This is a genomic window from Actinomadura sp. GC306 (assembly GCF_004348665.1).
Classification (GTDB): Bacteria; Actinomycetota; Actinomycetes; order Streptosporangiales; family Streptosporangiaceae; genus Spirillospora.
In genome coordinates, this window is the sequence record NZ_SMKM01000039.1 from 1 (window position 1) to 15188 (window position 15188).

Sequence of the window (15188 nt, forward strand, 5' to 3'; positions counted from 1 at the left end):
GGGGTGGGGTGCTCGAAGACGTCCTGCGGCCCGACGGAGAGCCCGGCCCGGTGCGCCCGGCCGGACACCACGATCGACAGGATGCTGTCGCCGCCCAGCGCGAAGAAGTCGTCGTCGGCGCCGACCTCGGCGGTCTCCAGCACCTCGGCGAAGATCTCGCAGAACAGCCGCTCGCGCTCGGTCCGCGGCTCGCGGGCCGCCGTCCGCTCGGCGGCGGGCGCGGGCAGCGCGGCCCGGTCGATCTTGCCGCCGGGGGTCAGCGGCAGCTCGCCGAGCACGACGACGTCCGCGGGGACCATCGCGTCCGGCAGCGTCGCGGCGAGGGACGCGCGCAGCGCCGCAGGGTCCAGGTGGACGCCCGCCTCGGGCACGACGTAGGCGGCCAGCCGCACGCCGCCCGGACCGTCCTCGCGGTCGACGACGGCCGCGCGCCGCACGCCCGGCTCCGCCGCGATCCGGGTCTCGACCTCGCCGAGCTCGATCCGGTTGCCGCGGACCTTGACCTGGCGGTCGACCCGGCCGAGGTAGGTGAGGTATCCGGTGTCGCCGCCGGTGTGCCGGCGCACCAGGTCGCCGGTGCGGTACATGCGCTCGCCGGGGGCGCCGAACGGGTCGGCGACGAACCGCTCGGCGGTCAGCCCCGCCCGGCGGTGGTAGCCGTGTGCGACCTGGTGCCCGCCGACGTAGAGTTCGCCCGCCGCGCCGGGCGGCACGGGACGCAGCGCGCCGTCGAGCACGTACAGCCGGGTGGCCCCGACCGGGCCGCCGATCGGGACGGCCGGGCCGTCCGCGGCGCCGCCGTACTCGCGGTAGGCGACCTGGATCGTCGTCTCCGTGGGGCCGTACACGTTGTACATCGGCACGCCGGTCAGCGCGGTCCACCGCGCGGCGAACCCACCCGTCAGTGCCTCGCCGCCGCTGAACACGCGGCGCAGGGCGCGCAGCGCGGCCAGGTCGCCGGCGTCCTCGGCGGCCTGCAGGAAGGCCGCCAGCATCGACGGCACCATCGCGATCGTCGTGACGCCGTGCTCGCGGACGCGGGACGCCAGGTGGGCGGTGTCGCGCTGCCCGCCGGGGCGGGTCAGGACGATCCCGGCGCCGGCGCACAGCGGCCAGAACAGCTCCAGCAGCGACGCGTCGAACCCGGCCGACAGGTGCTGCAGGACGCGGTCGTCCGCGCCGAGCGGGAACCGCTCCCCCAGCCAGGTCATCTGGCTGACGACGGCGCGGTGCGGGACGAGGACGCCCTTGGGGCGGCCCGTCGACCCGGAGGTGTAGAGGAGGTAGGCGGGATGCTCCGGCCCGGCCGGCTCCCCTGCCGGGTCCGGGTGGCCGTCGCCGGGGGCGCCGTCCTCGTCGAGCAGGACGCGGGCCACGCCGTCCGCCTCCGGGACCCGTCCGGCGGCCTCCCGGGTGGTGAGGACGGTGCGGGCGGCGGAGTCGGCGAGCAGGTACGCCAGCCGGTCCGCGGGCAGGTCCACGTCGAGCGGCAGGTAGGCGGCACCGGCCCGCAGCGTGCCGAGCAGGGCGGCGACCAGTTCGGGCGAGCGCGGCACCGCGACCGCCACGATGTCGCCGGGCCGCGTCCCGCGCGCCAGGAGCCGCCGGGCGACGGCGTCCGCGCGCCGCTCCAGGGCCGCGTAGGTGAGGGTCGCGTCCGGCCCGTCGCCGATGACGGCGACGGCGTCCGGCGCCGCGGCGGCGCGCGCCGCGGCGGCGCGCGCCGCGATCATGCCGTGCAGCGTGCGGGCGGCGGGCCGCACCGGCTCCCCGGCTAGCGCGGCGCCCGCGCGCTCGGCGGCTGAGGGCGGCTCCAGGGCCGCGACGGGGCGCGCCGGGTCCGCGGCGAGGGCCTCCAGTACCGCGGTCAGCCGCGCGGCGATCCGCTCGGCGGTGGCCGCGTCGATCCGTGCGGCGTCGTGGTCGATCCGCAGCGCGAGCCGCCGGCCCGGCAGCACGATCAGCGCGAGCGGGTACTGCTCGACGTTGGTGAAGTCGACCCCGGTGATCCCGACGGTGCCGGACGGGTCGCGCAGGTCCCGCTCCTCGGGGTAGTTCTCCAGCACGACGAGGGTGTCGAACAGCTCGCCCTCCCCCGCGAGCCGCTGGATGCGCGCGAGCCCGAGGTACTGGTGGTCGACCAGCGCCGACTGCGCGTCCTGCAGCCGGGCGAGCGCGGCGGCGAGCGGCTCGCCCGGCCGCCACCACATCCGCACCGGCAGCGTGTTGACGAACATGCCGACCATCGACTCGATGCCGGGGATGTCGGCGAACCGCCCGGAGACGGCCGTGCCGAACACGACGTCCCCGCGGCCGGTCAGCCGCCCGAGCAGCAGGCCCCACGCGCCCTGGACGAGGGTGCCGAGCGTGAGGCCGTGGCGGCGGGCGCGGTCGGCGAGCGCGGCGGTGGTCTCCTCGGGAAGGTCGAAGCGGACGTCGGCCCGCCGCCGCGCCGGCGCGTCCCCGGCGGGCGGGGCCGGGAGCGTGTCGGCGAGCAGGGTCGGGCCGTCCAGGTCGTCGAGGGCGGCGCGCCAGGCCGCCTGGGCGGCGTCGCGGTCGCGGCCCGCCAGCCAGGCGAGGTAGTCGCGGTAGGGGGTGAGCGGGGCCGGCGTGCGCGGTCCGGCGTCCGCCGCGCCCGGGTGCTCGTAGAACTCCAGCAGCTCGCGGAGCATGACCTGCACCGACCACCCGTCGGCCACGATGTGGTGGAACATCAGCACCAGGGCGTGGTGGTCGCGGTCGTGCCGGACGAGCGTGCAGCGCAGCAGCGGCGGCCGCTCCAGGTCGAAGCCGCGGGCGTTCTCCTCCGCCGCCACGGCCTCGGCCCGCGCGGCGCGCTCGGTCTCGCCGAGCTCGCTGAGATCGACCTCGCGCCACGGCACGGTGACCCGGCCGCCGGGGACGGCCTGCACGATCCGTCCGTCGTCCAGGCGGACGAACCCGGCCCGCAGCGGGGCGTGCCGGTCGAGGACGGCCTGCATGGCCCGGCGCAGCGCCGCCGCGTCCAGCGGCCCGCGCAGGTCGATGACGTGCTGGACGACGTAGACGTTGCCGGACGGCTCGTCCACGAGGGTGTGGAAGAGGAAGCCCTCCTGCAGCGGTGTAAGCGGCAGCACCTCGCCCGTATCGCCGAGGAGCTCGCCGAGCCGGCGGGTGTCGGCCTCGCCGAGCCGCACCAGCGGCCCGGCGGCGTCCGCCGCACCGGATGCGGGCTCCTCCCCCGTGGACGCCGCGGCGGCGAGCGCGGCGGCGGTGCGGTTGCGGAAGACGTCGCCGGCGGAGAGCACGAGGCCGGCCGCGCGCGCTCTGATGAGCACCTGGATCGCCAGGATGCTGTCGCCGCCGAGCTCGATGAAGTCGTCGTCGGGTCCGACGTCCGGCACGCCGAGGACCTCGGCGTACACGCCGCACAGCATCTCCGCGCGCTCCCGGAGGGCCCGGTCGGAGAGGCGGGTGCGCTCCGCCGGGGCGGGGCGGCGGGCGGCGGCCTGCGCGGCGTAGTCCGGGGCGGGCAGCGCCGCCCGGTCGATCTTGCCGCTGGGCAGCACCGGGAGCTCGGCCAGCGGCACGAACGCCGCCGGGACCATGTAGGCGGGCAGCCGGTCCCGCAGGTGCGCGCGCAGGGCGTGCACCAGGGCGCCCACGTCCCGGAACCCGGACGGCGTGTTCGCATACACGGACGGCGCCGCCCCGGCCTCGCCGCCGGGGCGGTAGACCTCGCCGGGCTCGGCGCCCGGGGCCGCGAACAGCACGTCGAGGGAACCGTCCGCCGCGTCGCCGGACCAGGTCGCCGTCACCGTGCGGCCGGACTCCGCACCGAGACTCCACAGCGCCTCGGGATCGACGGCCGCGGGAAGCGGCTCGCCGGGCCACAGGGCCCGCTCGGCCGCCAGGTCGGGCGTCAGGCGGGCGTTGGGCACGCCGTTGACCCGCACCAGTGGCGGCCCGCCGGCCAGCCGCTCCGCCAGCGCGGCGAGGTCGCCGACCTCCGTGCCCCAGCGCAGCTCGCACGCCTCCGGCGCGTCCCGCCCGGCGCCGGCCCGGGTGTGCAGGACCACGTCGTAGCGGTGCCTGCTCAGCTCGTTGTGGTGCCGGGCGCGCTTGACGCGCAGGTCCACCGCGCGGATCCCGTCGACGGCGTCCGCCAGCGCGGGGAAGAAGTCGGGGTCGAGGAGCAGCTCGCCCTCCCAGCGCACCGCCTGCTCGGCCGCCGACCGCAGCTCCGCGACGGCGCCGGGCCCGATGTCGCCGCCGTGCCGCGCGGCCTCCACGGCGGCGCGCAAAGTGCGCAGCAGCCGCAGGTTGCGGACGTCCCCGACGAACACGCTGCCGCCGGGGGCGAGCAGGTCCACCGCCGACCGGAGCACCTGGGCGAGGTAGCCGGCGCTGGGGAAGTACTGCGCCACCGAGTTGACGACGACGGTGTCGAAGTGCCCGCGCGGCAGGCCGCCGAAGTCGTGCGCGGGCTGCGCGCGCAGCTCCACCCGGCCGGCGAGTTCCGGGACGCCGCCGACCCGGCCGCGCAGCGTGGCGACCGCCTCCTCGGACAGGTCGGTGCCCCAGTACGACTCGCAGTGCGGCGCGACGCCCGACAGGATCAGGCCGCTGCCGACCCCGATCTCCAGGACCCGGCGCGGCCGCAGTTCCAGGATCCGCCCGATGGTCGCCTCCCGCCACTCCCGCATCTGCTCCAGCGGGATGGGGCGGCCGTCGTAGGTGCTGTTCCAGCCGGTGAAGCCCTCCGCCAGGCCGCCGTCACCGGACGCCACGGCGGTGTAGAGCAGCTCGTGCAGGCGCTTCCACTCGTCGACCTGGGCGCGCTCCCGGCGCTCGTCGCGGTCCGCCGGGGCTCCGGCGGCGGGCACGACGTAGGCGACGAGCCGCCGGTCGCCGGGCCGGTCCTCGCGGACGGTGACCGCGGTCTGCGCGACCGACGGGTGCCCGCCGAGCACCGCCTCGATCTCGGCGGGCTCGACGCGGAAGCCGCGGATCTTCACCTGGTCGTCGGCGCGCCCGGCGAACTCCAGCCGGCCGTCGGGCAGCCACCGCACGAGGTCGCCGGTGCGGTAGAGCCGCCCGCCGGGCGGGCCGAACGGGTCGGCGACGAACCGCCCGGCGGTCAGCCCGGGGCGGCCGAGGTAGCCGCGGGCCAGCCCGGACCCGCCGAGGTACAGCTCCGCCGTCACCCCGGGCGGGACGGGGCGCAGGGCGTCGTCCAGCACGTAGGCGCGGGTGCCCGGGTCCGGGCGGCCGATGGGGATCGTCGAGCCCGGCTCGGGGTCGTCCGGGCATTCGCCGAGGGTCGAGTTGACCGTCGCCTCGGTCGGCCCGTACGCGTTGAACATGTTCCGGCCGGGCGACCAGCGGGCCACGAGCTCCGCCGAGACGCGCTCGGTGCCGGCGAGCAGGGTGGCGCCGGCCGGGAGCGTGCAGTCCTCCGGCATCGTGGCGAGCAGCGCCGGCGGCAGGATCATGAAGTCGACGCCGTGCTCGGCGGCGTAGTCGGCCAGCTCCGGGCCGGGCACCCGCCGCTCGGACGGGACGATCACCAGCCGGCCGCCGGAGAGCAGCCCGAGGCACAGGTCCCAGAACGCGACGTCGAAGCTGGGCGAGGCGAACTGCAGGACCCTGCTGTGCGGCCCGACGCCGAGCCGCTCCGACTGCGTGGCGACGAGCTTGGCCACCCCGGAGTGCGTGACGATGACGCCCTTGGGCCGGCCGGTGGAACCGGAGGTGTAGATCACGTACGCCGCGTTGCGGACGTCCAGCGGGACGGCGGGGTCGGTACCGGGGCGGGCGGCGATCTCGGCCGCGACCTCGGGCAGGTCGAGCAGGAGGCGCTCCGTCCCGGCGGACTCGGGCACGGCCTGCGCCAACCCGCGGGTGGTGAGCAGGCAGACCGGCGCGGCGTCGGCCAGCATGAAGGCGAGCCGCTCCGCCGGGTAGTCCGGGTCGAGCGGCAGGTACGCGGCGCCCGCCTTGAGCACGGCCAGCTCCGCGACGATCAGGTCAGGCGACCGCGGCAGCGCCAGCGCCACGACCCGCTCGGGCCCGGCGCCGCGTCCGGCCAGGACGTGCGCCAGCCGGTTGGCCCGCGCGTCCACCTCGGCGTAGGTCAGTTCGGTGTCGCCGAACACCACGGCCACCGCGTCCGGGTGCCGGCGCACCCGCGCCCGGAACATCTCGGGGAGCGTCGCCGGCGGCACCCGGCAGGCGGTGTCGTTCCATTCGACGAGGATCCGGTGGAGTTCCCCCGGGCTGGGCTCCGTCTCCGGTCCGGCGCTGTTCTGGTCAGCGGTGAATTCCTGGGTCACGACCGCACCTCCGCCACGGCCGGCACGGCCGGCCGTGCTCGCACACTCCTGGCTGCTGGCACGCTCCCGCGACCGGGCCGGCGTCGTCGCCGGCCCGGTCCTCACGTGCGGTGTCGTCCGGTGGTCCCTCCGGGGGGCGTCAGCCCGCCTTGGTGAGCAGCGGCACCATCTGGCCGATGGCGTACGGGATGCTCAGGACGGTGTTGAAGGAGACCGCCGCGCCGGTCGGGTTGTACGGCACGAAGACGACGCGGTCCTCCTTGGCCACCTTGAGTCCGGTGTAGACGTCGTCCTTCTCGACGGTCTTCTCGGCGTCCGGGACCGACGTCAGGAAGATCAGCCGGTCGACGTCGACCATGTCCAGCCGCTCGGAGCCGATGACGGCCGCCTGCTCCTTGCCGGCCGCCTGGGCGACCGGGTCCGGGACGGTCATGCCCAGGCTCTTCATGAACTCCACCTTCGGGTCGGTGGGCCCGAAGACGGCGTACTGGCCGGGCTTGAACGGGTCGGCGACCGCGAACGTCTTGCCGGCGAGCGACGGGTTCTTCTCGCGCGCCTCGGCGAAGCCGCGCTCCACCCCGGCGACGACCTCCTTGGCCTGCGCCTCCTTGCCGAGCGCGCGGCCGGTGACCAGGGTCATCTCCTGCCACGGCATGGCGTAGTCGGCGTGGTCGGCGGACTGCGCGACGGTGGGAGCGATCTTGGAGAGCTTGTCGTAGTCCGCCTTGGTGATCCCGGTGTAGAGGCCGATGATGAGGTCGGGCCGCAGCGCGGCGATCTTCTCGAACTCCAGGTCCTCGCGCTGCCCGACGACCTCGGGCTTGGCGCCGCCCCACTTCTGGGCGCTCCACGGGTACTCCGCCACACCGAGGCCGAGCCCGGTGAACTCCACGACCCCGACGGGCTTGACGCCCAGCGCCAGCACCGCGTCCTGGTCGGTCATCCCGACGGTCACCACCCGCTCGGGCGCCGCCTTGATCTCGGTCGTCCCGTACTTGTGCTGCACGCTCACCGGGAAGCCGCCCTCGGCGGCGGCCTTGCCGTCGCCGCCGGATTCCGGCTCCTCGCCGCCGCAGGCCGCGAGGCCAAGCGTCAGGAGCAGGACGGTCACCACGGCCATGGCGACCTTCCCGGGGAGCGACATATCGGCCGGCCTTCGCGATGTGGGGGACATCGGCTGCCCTTCAATATCGGGGTTGGGGGGACGGCCGGGCAGGCGGAACAGCTGCCACGCCCGGCACCGCTGCGATGCTAAGGTAAGCCTTACCTAAGCACAAGGTCCCAGCGACCCGATAAGGTATGGCTCACCTAACCGCGATCCCGCCCCCGGGACCGCGACCGGCCCCCCACCGGACAGGTTGTGATCCACGTGACGGAAGAGACCCGGTCGCCCGGCCCCGTGGCCGCCGAACGGGCCGGAAGCGCCGCGGGGAAGGCGTCCCCGGGCGTCCTGGACGTCCCGCACCCCGGCGGCCGGGGTGTGCGATCCGGCGCCGGCTTCGGGCGGTCACGCGTTCACCGGCTCCTGTTACTGGCGGGGGCGCTCTGCCTCCTCGCCCTCCTGTGCGCGCTGTCGATCGCGGTGGGCAGCCGCCAGATCCCCCTCGGCCAGGTGCTCGCGGTCCTCACCGGGCCGCACGACACCCAGATCGGCCGCATCGTGTGGGACGTGCGCGTCCCCCGCACCCTCCTCGGCGTCCTCGCCGGGTCCGCGCTCGGGGTCGCCGGCGCGGTCATGCAGGCGCTCACCCGCAACCCGCTGGCCGATCCCGGCCTGCTCGGCGTCAGCGCGGGCGCCGCCTTCGCGCTGATGCTCGCCGTCGGGGTCATGGGCATGACCTCGCTGTACGGCTACGTCTGGTTCGCGTTCGCCGGGGCGCTGGCCGCGAGCGTCGTCGTGTACGCCGTGGGCGGGCTCGGCCGCGGCGGGCAGACGCCGGTCAAGCTCGCGCTCGCCGGGATCGCCGTCACGTTCATGCTGGAGTCGGTCACCCGCGGCGTCTCGCTGATCGACCCGCAGGTGCTCAACCGGTACCGCTACTGGGCGTCCGGCTCACTGGCCGGCCAGGAGATCACGACGATCCTGCAGGTCCTGCCGTTCCTGGCGGGCGGCGCGGTCCTGGCGCTGAGCATCACGCCCGCGCTGAACAACATCGCGCTCGGCGACGACGTCGCCGCCGCGCTCGGCCGCCGGCTGGGCCGCATCCGGCTGCGGGGCGCGCTGTCGGTCATGCTGCTCACCGGGGCGGCCGTCGCGGTCGCGGGCCCGATCGTCTTCATCGGGCTCGTCGTCCCGCACGCCGTGCGCGCCCTCAGCGGGCCCGACCAGCGCTGGCTCATCCCGCTCACCGCGCTGCTGGCCCCCTGCCTGCTGCTGGCCGCCGACATCATCGGGCGGGTCGTCGCCCGCCCCCAGGAGATCGACGTCGGCATCGTGGCCGCGTTCCTCGGCGCGCCGTTCTTCATCGCCCTGATCCGCCGTCGCCGCCTCGCCGAGCTGTGAGCGCCGCCCGTGCGCGGCCCGGCGGCCCGCCCGCAGACCACGACCCGCCGAAGCACCGGCCCGGACGGGGGAGCACGAGCGTGATCGAGGTATCCCGGGTCGGCGGGCGCACCGCCGTGCGGCTCGCCCGGCCGCCCGTGTCGGCGGTCGTCCGGCCCCGGCTGCTGGTGACGTGCGCGGTCCTGGCCTGCGCGACCTTCGCCGCCCTGTGCGTGAGCCTGACCACCGGCGAGTTCCCGCTGCCCGTGACGGAGGCGGTGCCGGCGCTGTGGGGCGGCGGCGACCCGGGCGCGCGGCTCATCGTCCAGGAGTTCCGGCTGCCGCGCGCCCTGGCCGGGATGCTCGCCGGCGCCGCCTTCGGCGTGTCCGGCGCGATCTTCCAGACCCTCACCCGCAACCCCCTCGCCAGCCCGGACATGCTCGGCATCACGCAGGGCGCGGGCGTCGCCGTGGTCGGCGGCATCGTGCTCGGCCTCGGCGCGGGCCTCGGCACCCAGACGCTCGGCCTGACGGGCGCGCTGCTCACCGCCGTGCTCATCTACGCGCTGGCCTGGAAGCGCGGCACCACCGGCTTCCGCATCGTGCTCGTCGGCATCGGCGTGAACTGGGTGTGCGTCAGCGCCACCCAGTACCTCATCGTCCGGGCGAAGGTCTACCAGGCGCAGGAGGCCGTGGGATGGCTGGTGGGCAACCTGAACGGCCGGGGGTGGGAGAGCGCCCGCCCGCTCGTCCTCGCGCTGGCGGTGCTCCTGCCGGTGGTGCTGCTGCTCAGCCCGTGGCTGCGCGCGCTGCACCTCGGCGACCAGGTGGCGGGCGGGCTCGGCGTCCCGGTGCAGCGGGCGCGGCTGGCGCTGCTGTGCGCGGCGGTCGGCCTCGTCGCGTTCGCCACCGCGGCGGCCGGGCCGGTCGCCTTCGTGGCGCTGGCCGCGCCGCAGATCGCGCTGCGGCTCGCCGGCACCGCCCGGCCGCCGCTGACCGCCTCCGCGGTCACCGGCGCGCTGGTCGTGCTCGGCTGCGACATGCTCGGGCAGCGCCTCTTCCCCGACCTGGAACTGCCGGTCGGCGTCATCACCGGCGTGCTCGGCGCGCCGTTCCTGCTCTGGCTCCTCGCCCGCGCCAACCGCATCGGCTCCGGAGGCTGAACCCGTGACACGCGCAACGTCCCCCGACCGCACCGCCCTCACCGCCGCGGCGGACCCGGCCGAGCCGGCCGAGCCGGCCGAACCGGAGCTGCGGGCGAGCGGGCTCCGGCTGGCCTACGACGACCGCGTGGTGGTCGACGGCCTCGACCTCGTCGTCCCGCCCGGGAAGATCAGCGCCATCATCGGCGCGAACGCGTGCGGCAAGTCGACGCTGCTGCGCGCGCTCGCCCGCCTGCTGGCGCCGCGCGGCGGCACCGTCCACCTGGACGGGCGGTCCATCCACGCGATGCCCACCCGGCAGGTCGCGCGGCGCCTCGGCATCCTGCCGCAGTCGCCGGTGGCACCGGAGGGGCTGACGGTCGTGGACCTGGTCGGCCAAGGCCGCGCCCCGCACCAGACGTGGTGGCGGCAGTGGTCGTCCGCCGACGAGGACGCGGTCACCGCGGCGCTGCGCGCGACCGGGACGCTGGAGTACGCCGACCGCCCGGTCGACGAGCTGTCCGGCGGGCAGCGGCAGCGGGCCTGGATCGCGATGGCCGTGGCCCAGGAGACCCCCGTCCTGCTGCTGGACGAGCCGACCACCTACCTGGACCTCGCGCACCAGGTCGACGTGCTCGACCTGATCGTCGACCTGAACCGGCACGAGGGCCGCACCGTGGTCATGGTGCTGCACGACCTGAACCAGGCGTGCCGCTACGCCGACCACGTCATCGTGATGAAGTCCGGCGCGATCGTGGCCGAGGGACCGCCCGGCGAGGCCGTCGACGCGACGCTGGTCGAGGACGTCTTCGGGCTCCGCTGCCAGGTCACCGCCGACCCGGTCAGCGGCACCCCGCTGGTCATCCCGATGGGCCGCCACCACGGCGGCCGGCGGGACGAGGGCCGGGAGAGCGCCTGAACCGCCTCCCGGCCCCGCCCGCCGGTACGCCCGTCCGTCAGCGGCCCACCGCGTAGGAGTCCCGGGACCGGGCCCGCAGCCGCTCGGCGACCGAGTCGGCGATCTCGCCCGCGCGGACGGCGGTGTTGGACAGCAGCGTGGAGCCGATGCCGTGCGTGTGCTCGGTGGCGCCCTGCAGGTAGATGCCGCACGCCATCTCCGCGGTGGTGCCGATGCGGTAGTCGCGCTCGACGTCCACCCAGCCGGAGGGGAGCCGCCGGCAGTACTCGCCCGCCTCGCCCAGCAGGGTCAGCGGGTCGCAGGGCCGGTACCCGGTCGCGTAGACGAGCACGTCGCCGTCCAGCACGACGCGCTCCCCGGTCGGCATGAACTCCACCGAGGCCCGCACGCCGGCGCCGTCGGCGGCGACGTCCACGATCCGGGAGGCGTTGAGGATGCGCAGCCGCTCCCGCCCCGCCACCTTCTCCTGGTAGTGCCGCCGGTAGAGCTCGTCGATGAGCTCCAGGTCGACCACCGAGTAGTTGGTGGAGCGGTGGTAGCCCATCAGCGTCCGCTTCACCTCCTCGGGCGCGGCGAAGAAGTCGTCGACCGCCTGCGGGTCGAAGACGCGGTTGGCGAACGAGCTGTCGTCGGCGGGCGTGTAGCCGTACTTGGCGAAGACCGCGCACACCTCGGCGCCGGTGAACGTCCGGTGCAGGTAGTCGGTGACCTCCGCGGCGCTCTGCCCGGCGCCCACGACGAGCAGCCGCCGGGGGTCGCGCAGGCCGGGCGCGCGGTGGAGCAGGTCCTCGCTGTGCCAGATGCGGTCGCCGGCCACCGTGCCCTCGGGCAGGACCGGCTCCAGGCCGGCGGCGACCACGAGGTTGCGGGTGCGCCGGGTGATGAGCTCGGCCGAGGAGCCGCCCCGCCGGACGACCACGTCGAGGTACTCGACGGCGCCATCGGAGGTGACGGGTGTGACCCCCACCACTTCCGATCCGTATTCGACCTGGTCGCCGAATGCCGAGGCGGCCCAGTCGAGGTAGTCGTGGAATTCGGCCCGCGAGGGGAACATCGTCTTGTGGTTGATGAAGTCGGGGAGCCGGCCGCGGTCCTGCAGGTAGCTGAGGAAGCCGAACCCGCTGGCCGGATTCCGCAGCGTGACCAGGTCCTTGAGAAAGGACACCTGCATGGTCGTGCCGTCGATGAGCATTCCCCGGTGCCAGCCGAATCGCGGCTGTTTCTCCAGGAACACCGCGTCGATCGCCTCGCCGTGCCGCGCCTGCCGCTCCCGCAGCGCTATCGCCAGCGCGAGGTTCGAGGGACCGAAGCCGATTCCGACGAGATCGTGGACATGCGTGTCCGAAGAGAGCATGGACGGGGCCTTTCCGGGGGGACGGTACTGGGCCGGGTAGGAGCAGCGCCGGGTCGGCGGCGGCCGCGACCCGGCACATTCACCCGGGCCATCGACTTCCCCTGATCCGGCACATGTTTTAGGTTAGGTTTACCTAATGTAGGTGAGCCTAACCTTCCTCGATCGACGGCACAAGGAGGCCATATGCGGGTCGTGATGTTCGGCTACCAGACCTGGGGACACCGCACGCTCCGGGCACTGCTGGAGTCGGATCACGAGGTCGTCCTGGTCGTCACGCATCCCAAGAGCGACCACGCCTACGAGAAGATCTGGGACGACTCGGTCGCCGACCTGGCCGCCGAGCACGGCGTGCCTGTCCTGCTGCGCAACCGTCCCGACGACGAGGAGCTGATGAGCCGCCTGAAGGAAGCGGACCCTGACCTGATCGTCGCCAACAACTGGCGCACGTGGATACCGCCGGAGATCTTCGGCCTCCCCCGGCACGGCACGCTCAACGTCCACGACTCGCTGCTGCCCGCCTACGCCGGCTTCTCCCCGATCATCTGGGCGCTCATCAACGGCGAGGAGGAGGTCGGCGTCACCGCGCACATGATGAACGAGGACCTCGACGCCGGCGACATCGTCGTCCAGCGGGCCGTCCCGGTCGGCCCGGCCGACACCGCCGCCGACCTGTTCCACCGCACCGTCGACCTCATCGGCCCGATCGTCGCCGAGGCGCTCGACTTCATCGCGTCCGGCCGCACCGACTTCACCCCGCAGGACCGCTCGAAGGCCAGCTTCTTCCACAAGCGCTCCATCGAGGACGGCCGCATCGACTGGACCTGGCCGGCCGAGGACATCGAGCGCCTCGTCCGCGCGCAGTGCGACCCGTACCCCAACGCCTTCACCCACTACAAGGGCGAGCGCGTCCGCGTCCTGAAGGCGTCGGTCTCCGAAGGCGTCTACGGGGGCACCCCCGGCCGCGTCTTCATCCGCGAGGGCGCCGGGATCGTCATCGTCGCCGGGGCCGACGCCCGCCGCGGCCGGAGCCGCGGCCTGGTGATCGAACGCGTCCGCACCGAGGACGGCACCGACCTGCCCGCCACCGAGTACTTCCGCAAGATGGGCGGCTACCTCACCGACCGGCCATGACCGGGGCCGCCGCGCACGGGCCGGACTCGGCGATGGCCGGCCTGCTCGCCGAACTCGTCCGCATCCCCAGCGTCGGCGGCTCGCCGGCCGAGACCGGGATCCAGGACCGCCTCGCCGCGTGGCTGCGGGACGAGGGCCTCGACGTCGACCACTGGCCCATCCCCGTCGACGCCCTCACCGCCGAGGAGGACTTCCCCGGCATGGAGGCCGCGCGCACCGGGGCGTGGGGCGTGGTCGGCCGGCTCCCCGGCACCGGCGGCGGCCGCTCCCTGCTGCTGACCTGCCATGTCGACGTCGTGCCGCCGGGCGACCCGTCCGCCTGGACCGGCGACCCGTTCGGCGGGCGCATCGAGGGCGATCGGCTCTACGGGCGCGGCGCCTGCGACATGAAGGGCGGCCTGGTCGCCGCCCTGTTCGCGGTGCGCGCCCTGCGCCGCGTGCGGCTGCGCGGGGACGTGCTGATCGCCTGCGTCCCCGGCGAGGAGGACGGCGGCCTCGGCGGCTACGCCCTGCTGAGGCGCGGCTGGCGGGCCGACGCCTGCGTCATCCCCGAGCCGACCGGCCTCGGCGTCGTTCCGGCCAACGCGGGGGCGCTGACGTTCCGGCTCCGGATCCGCGGGCGGGGCGCCCACGCGGCGCGCCGCGACGCCGGGGTCAGCGCGGTGGAGCTGTTCCTGCCGGTGTTCACCGCGCTCCGCGACCTGGAGCGGCGCCGCAACACGGGCGCCGACCCGCTGATGGCGCGCTGGCGGCTGCCCTACGCGATCGAGATCGGCACCGTCCACGCGGGCGACTGGTCGTCCACCGTCCCGGACGGCCTGGTCGCCGAGGGCCGGATCGGCGTCGCCCTGGACGAGCCCGAGCACGCCGCTCGCGCGGCCCTCGAACGGACGGTCGCCAACGTCTGCGCCTCGGACGACTGGCTGTCCCGCCACCCCGTCGAGGTCGAGTGGTGGGGCGGCCGGTTCGCGTCCTGCCGTCTCCCCCACCGCGACAACGGCCTGCTGGAGGGCATCACCAAGGCCCACACCGGGGTCACGGGCGAGGAGCCCGCCGTCTGGGGCGCCCCGTACGGCAGTGACCTGCGCATCCTCACCGGCCTAGGCGGCATCCCGACCGTCCAGTACGGCCCAGGGGACGTCGCCCAGATGCACGCCCCCGACGAGCACGTCTCCCTGACCGAGGTGGCGACGGCGGCCCGGACGCTGACAGCCCTGGCCCTCTCCTACTGCGAAGCCCACTGAGGACGAAAGTCCCTGTCCCGCCCGACATGGTTCCCTACCGGCGCGCCCCATCCCCCGGAGACGATGAAGGGGATCGGCGAACGTCGTCAAGGGGAACGTCACCGGAGGGGACGCCATGTGCAATTACTGCGGTTGCCGGGACTTCCCGCTGATCGGCCGGCTGTCACGGGAGCACGTGGAGATCGAGGAGGCCGCCGGGGAGCTGCGGCGGGCCATCGGCCAGGGCCGGTACGGCGACGCCGTGCCGCTGCTGGACGAGCTGCTGGGCCTGCTGACGCCGCACACGGGCACCGAGGAGAGCGGCCTCTTCGCCGAACTGCGGGCCGAGGGCTCGCTCGCCGCGGAGGTGGCGCGGCTCTGCGCCGAGCACGAGGAGATCCACGGCGTGCTCGGGGCGGTCGACCGCCGGGACCCGGACTGGGACGCCGTGCTCGGCGCCCTCGGGAAGCTGCGCGAGCACATCGACCACGAGGAGCACGGCCTGTTCCCGGCGTCCATCGTCATGCTCGGGATGGACGCGTGGGACCGCATCACCCCCGCCGGGACGGCGGCCGGGCCCGTCGCCTGAGGTCCCGCGGCGCGGCGTTAAGTCGCCGTTAAAT

Annotated in this window: 9 protein-coding genes; 6 read left to right on the plus strand and 3 right to left on the minus strand. The window is 75.1% G+C overall.

Annotated features, from left to right (window positions below):
• Both E1200_RS08600 and E1200_RS08605 read right to left on the minus strand, forming a co-directional pair.
• On the minus strand, positions 1-6314 hold a 6314-nt coding region (locus E1200_RS08600), incomplete at its 3' end, for a non-ribosomal peptide synthetase (protein WP_243708420.1).
• A gap of 139 nt (positions 6315-6453) precedes the next feature.
• Positions 6454-7458: an iron-siderophore ABC transporter substrate-binding protein gene (locus E1200_RS08605; RefSeq protein WP_207933245.1), complete on the minus strand. Its 1005-nt coding sequence runs from the start codon at positions 7456-7458 to the stop codon at positions 6454-6456.
• Positions 7459-7683: 225 nt separating this feature from the next.
• Here E1200_RS08605 and E1200_RS08610 point away from each other — a divergent pair, with 225 nt between their 5' ends.
• The 3 genes from E1200_RS08610 to E1200_RS08620 all read left to right on the plus strand — a co-directional run bounded on the left by E1200_RS08610 (position 7684) and on the right by E1200_RS08620 (position 10857).
• Positions 7684-8817, plus strand: coding sequence for an iron chelate uptake ABC transporter family permease subunit (locus E1200_RS08610; protein WP_243708421.1), 1134 nt, complete (start codon positions 7684-7686; stop codon positions 8815-8817).
• 80 nt (positions 8818-8897) lie between these two features.
• Positions 8898-9959, plus strand: a complete 1062-nt coding sequence (locus E1200_RS08615; RefSeq protein WP_131951283.1) for an iron chelate uptake ABC transporter family permease subunit — start codon at positions 8898-8900, stop codon at positions 9957-9959.
• Positions 9960-10047: 88 nt separating this feature from the next.
• A complete protein-coding gene (locus E1200_RS08620; protein ID WP_207933246.1) occupies positions 10048-10857 on the plus strand; it encodes an ABC transporter ATP-binding protein in 810 nt (269 codons plus the stop codon).
• A gap of 37 nt (positions 10858-10894) precedes the next feature.
• On the opposite strand, the gene E1200_RS08625 is transcribed toward E1200_RS08620, so the two are convergent.
• Complete coding sequence (locus tag E1200_RS08625; RefSeq protein ID WP_131951285.1) at positions 10895-12211, minus strand: lysine N(6)-hydroxylase/L-ornithine N(5)-oxygenase family protein; 1317 nt, start codon at positions 12209-12211, stop codon at positions 10895-10897.
• Positions 12212-12394: 183 nt separating this feature from the next.
• Between E1200_RS08625 and E1200_RS08630 the strand changes: the two genes are divergently transcribed.
• The 3 genes from E1200_RS08630 to E1200_RS08640 all read left to right on the plus strand — a co-directional run bounded on the left by E1200_RS08630 (position 12395) and on the right by E1200_RS08640 (position 15154).
• A complete protein-coding gene (locus tag E1200_RS08630; protein ID WP_131951286.1) occupies positions 12395-13342 on the plus strand; it encodes a methionyl-tRNA formyltransferase in 948 nt (315 codons plus the stop codon).
• Positions 13339-14586: an ArgE/DapE family deacylase gene (locus E1200_RS08635; protein ID WP_131951287.1), complete on the plus strand. Its 1248-nt coding sequence runs from the start codon at positions 13339-13341 to the stop codon at positions 14584-14586. Before E1200_RS08630 ends, E1200_RS08635 begins: the two co-directional genes overlap by 4 nt.
• Positions 14587-14701: 115 nt before the next feature.
• Positions 14702-15154, plus strand: coding sequence for a hemerythrin domain-containing protein (locus E1200_RS08640; RefSeq protein WP_131951288.1), 453 nt, complete (start codon positions 14702-14704; stop codon positions 15152-15154).
• Positions 15155-15188: the final 34 nt, after the last annotated feature.

Excerpts from the sequence above, each read along its gene's own strand:
- E1200_RS08605 (WP_207933245.1), bottom strand. The coding sequence starts at position 7,458 with ATGTCGCTCCCCGGGAAGGTCGCCATGGCCGTGGTGACCGTCCTGCTC.
- E1200_RS08625 (WP_131951285.1), bottom strand. The coding sequence starts at position 12,211 with ATGCTCTCTTCGGACACGCATGTCCACGATCTCGTCGGAATCGGCTTC.
- E1200_RS08630 (WP_131951286.1), top strand. The coding sequence starts at position 12,395 with ATGCGGGTCGTGATGTTCGGCTACCAGACCTGGGGACACCGCACGCTC.
- E1200_RS08635 (WP_131951287.1), top strand. The coding sequence starts at position 13,339 with ATGACCGGGGCCGCCGCGCACGGGCCGGACTCGGCGATGGCCGGCCTG.
- E1200_RS08640 (WP_131951288.1), top strand. The coding sequence starts at position 14,702 with ATGTGCAATTACTGCGGTTGCCGGGACTTCCCGCTGATCGGCCGGCTG.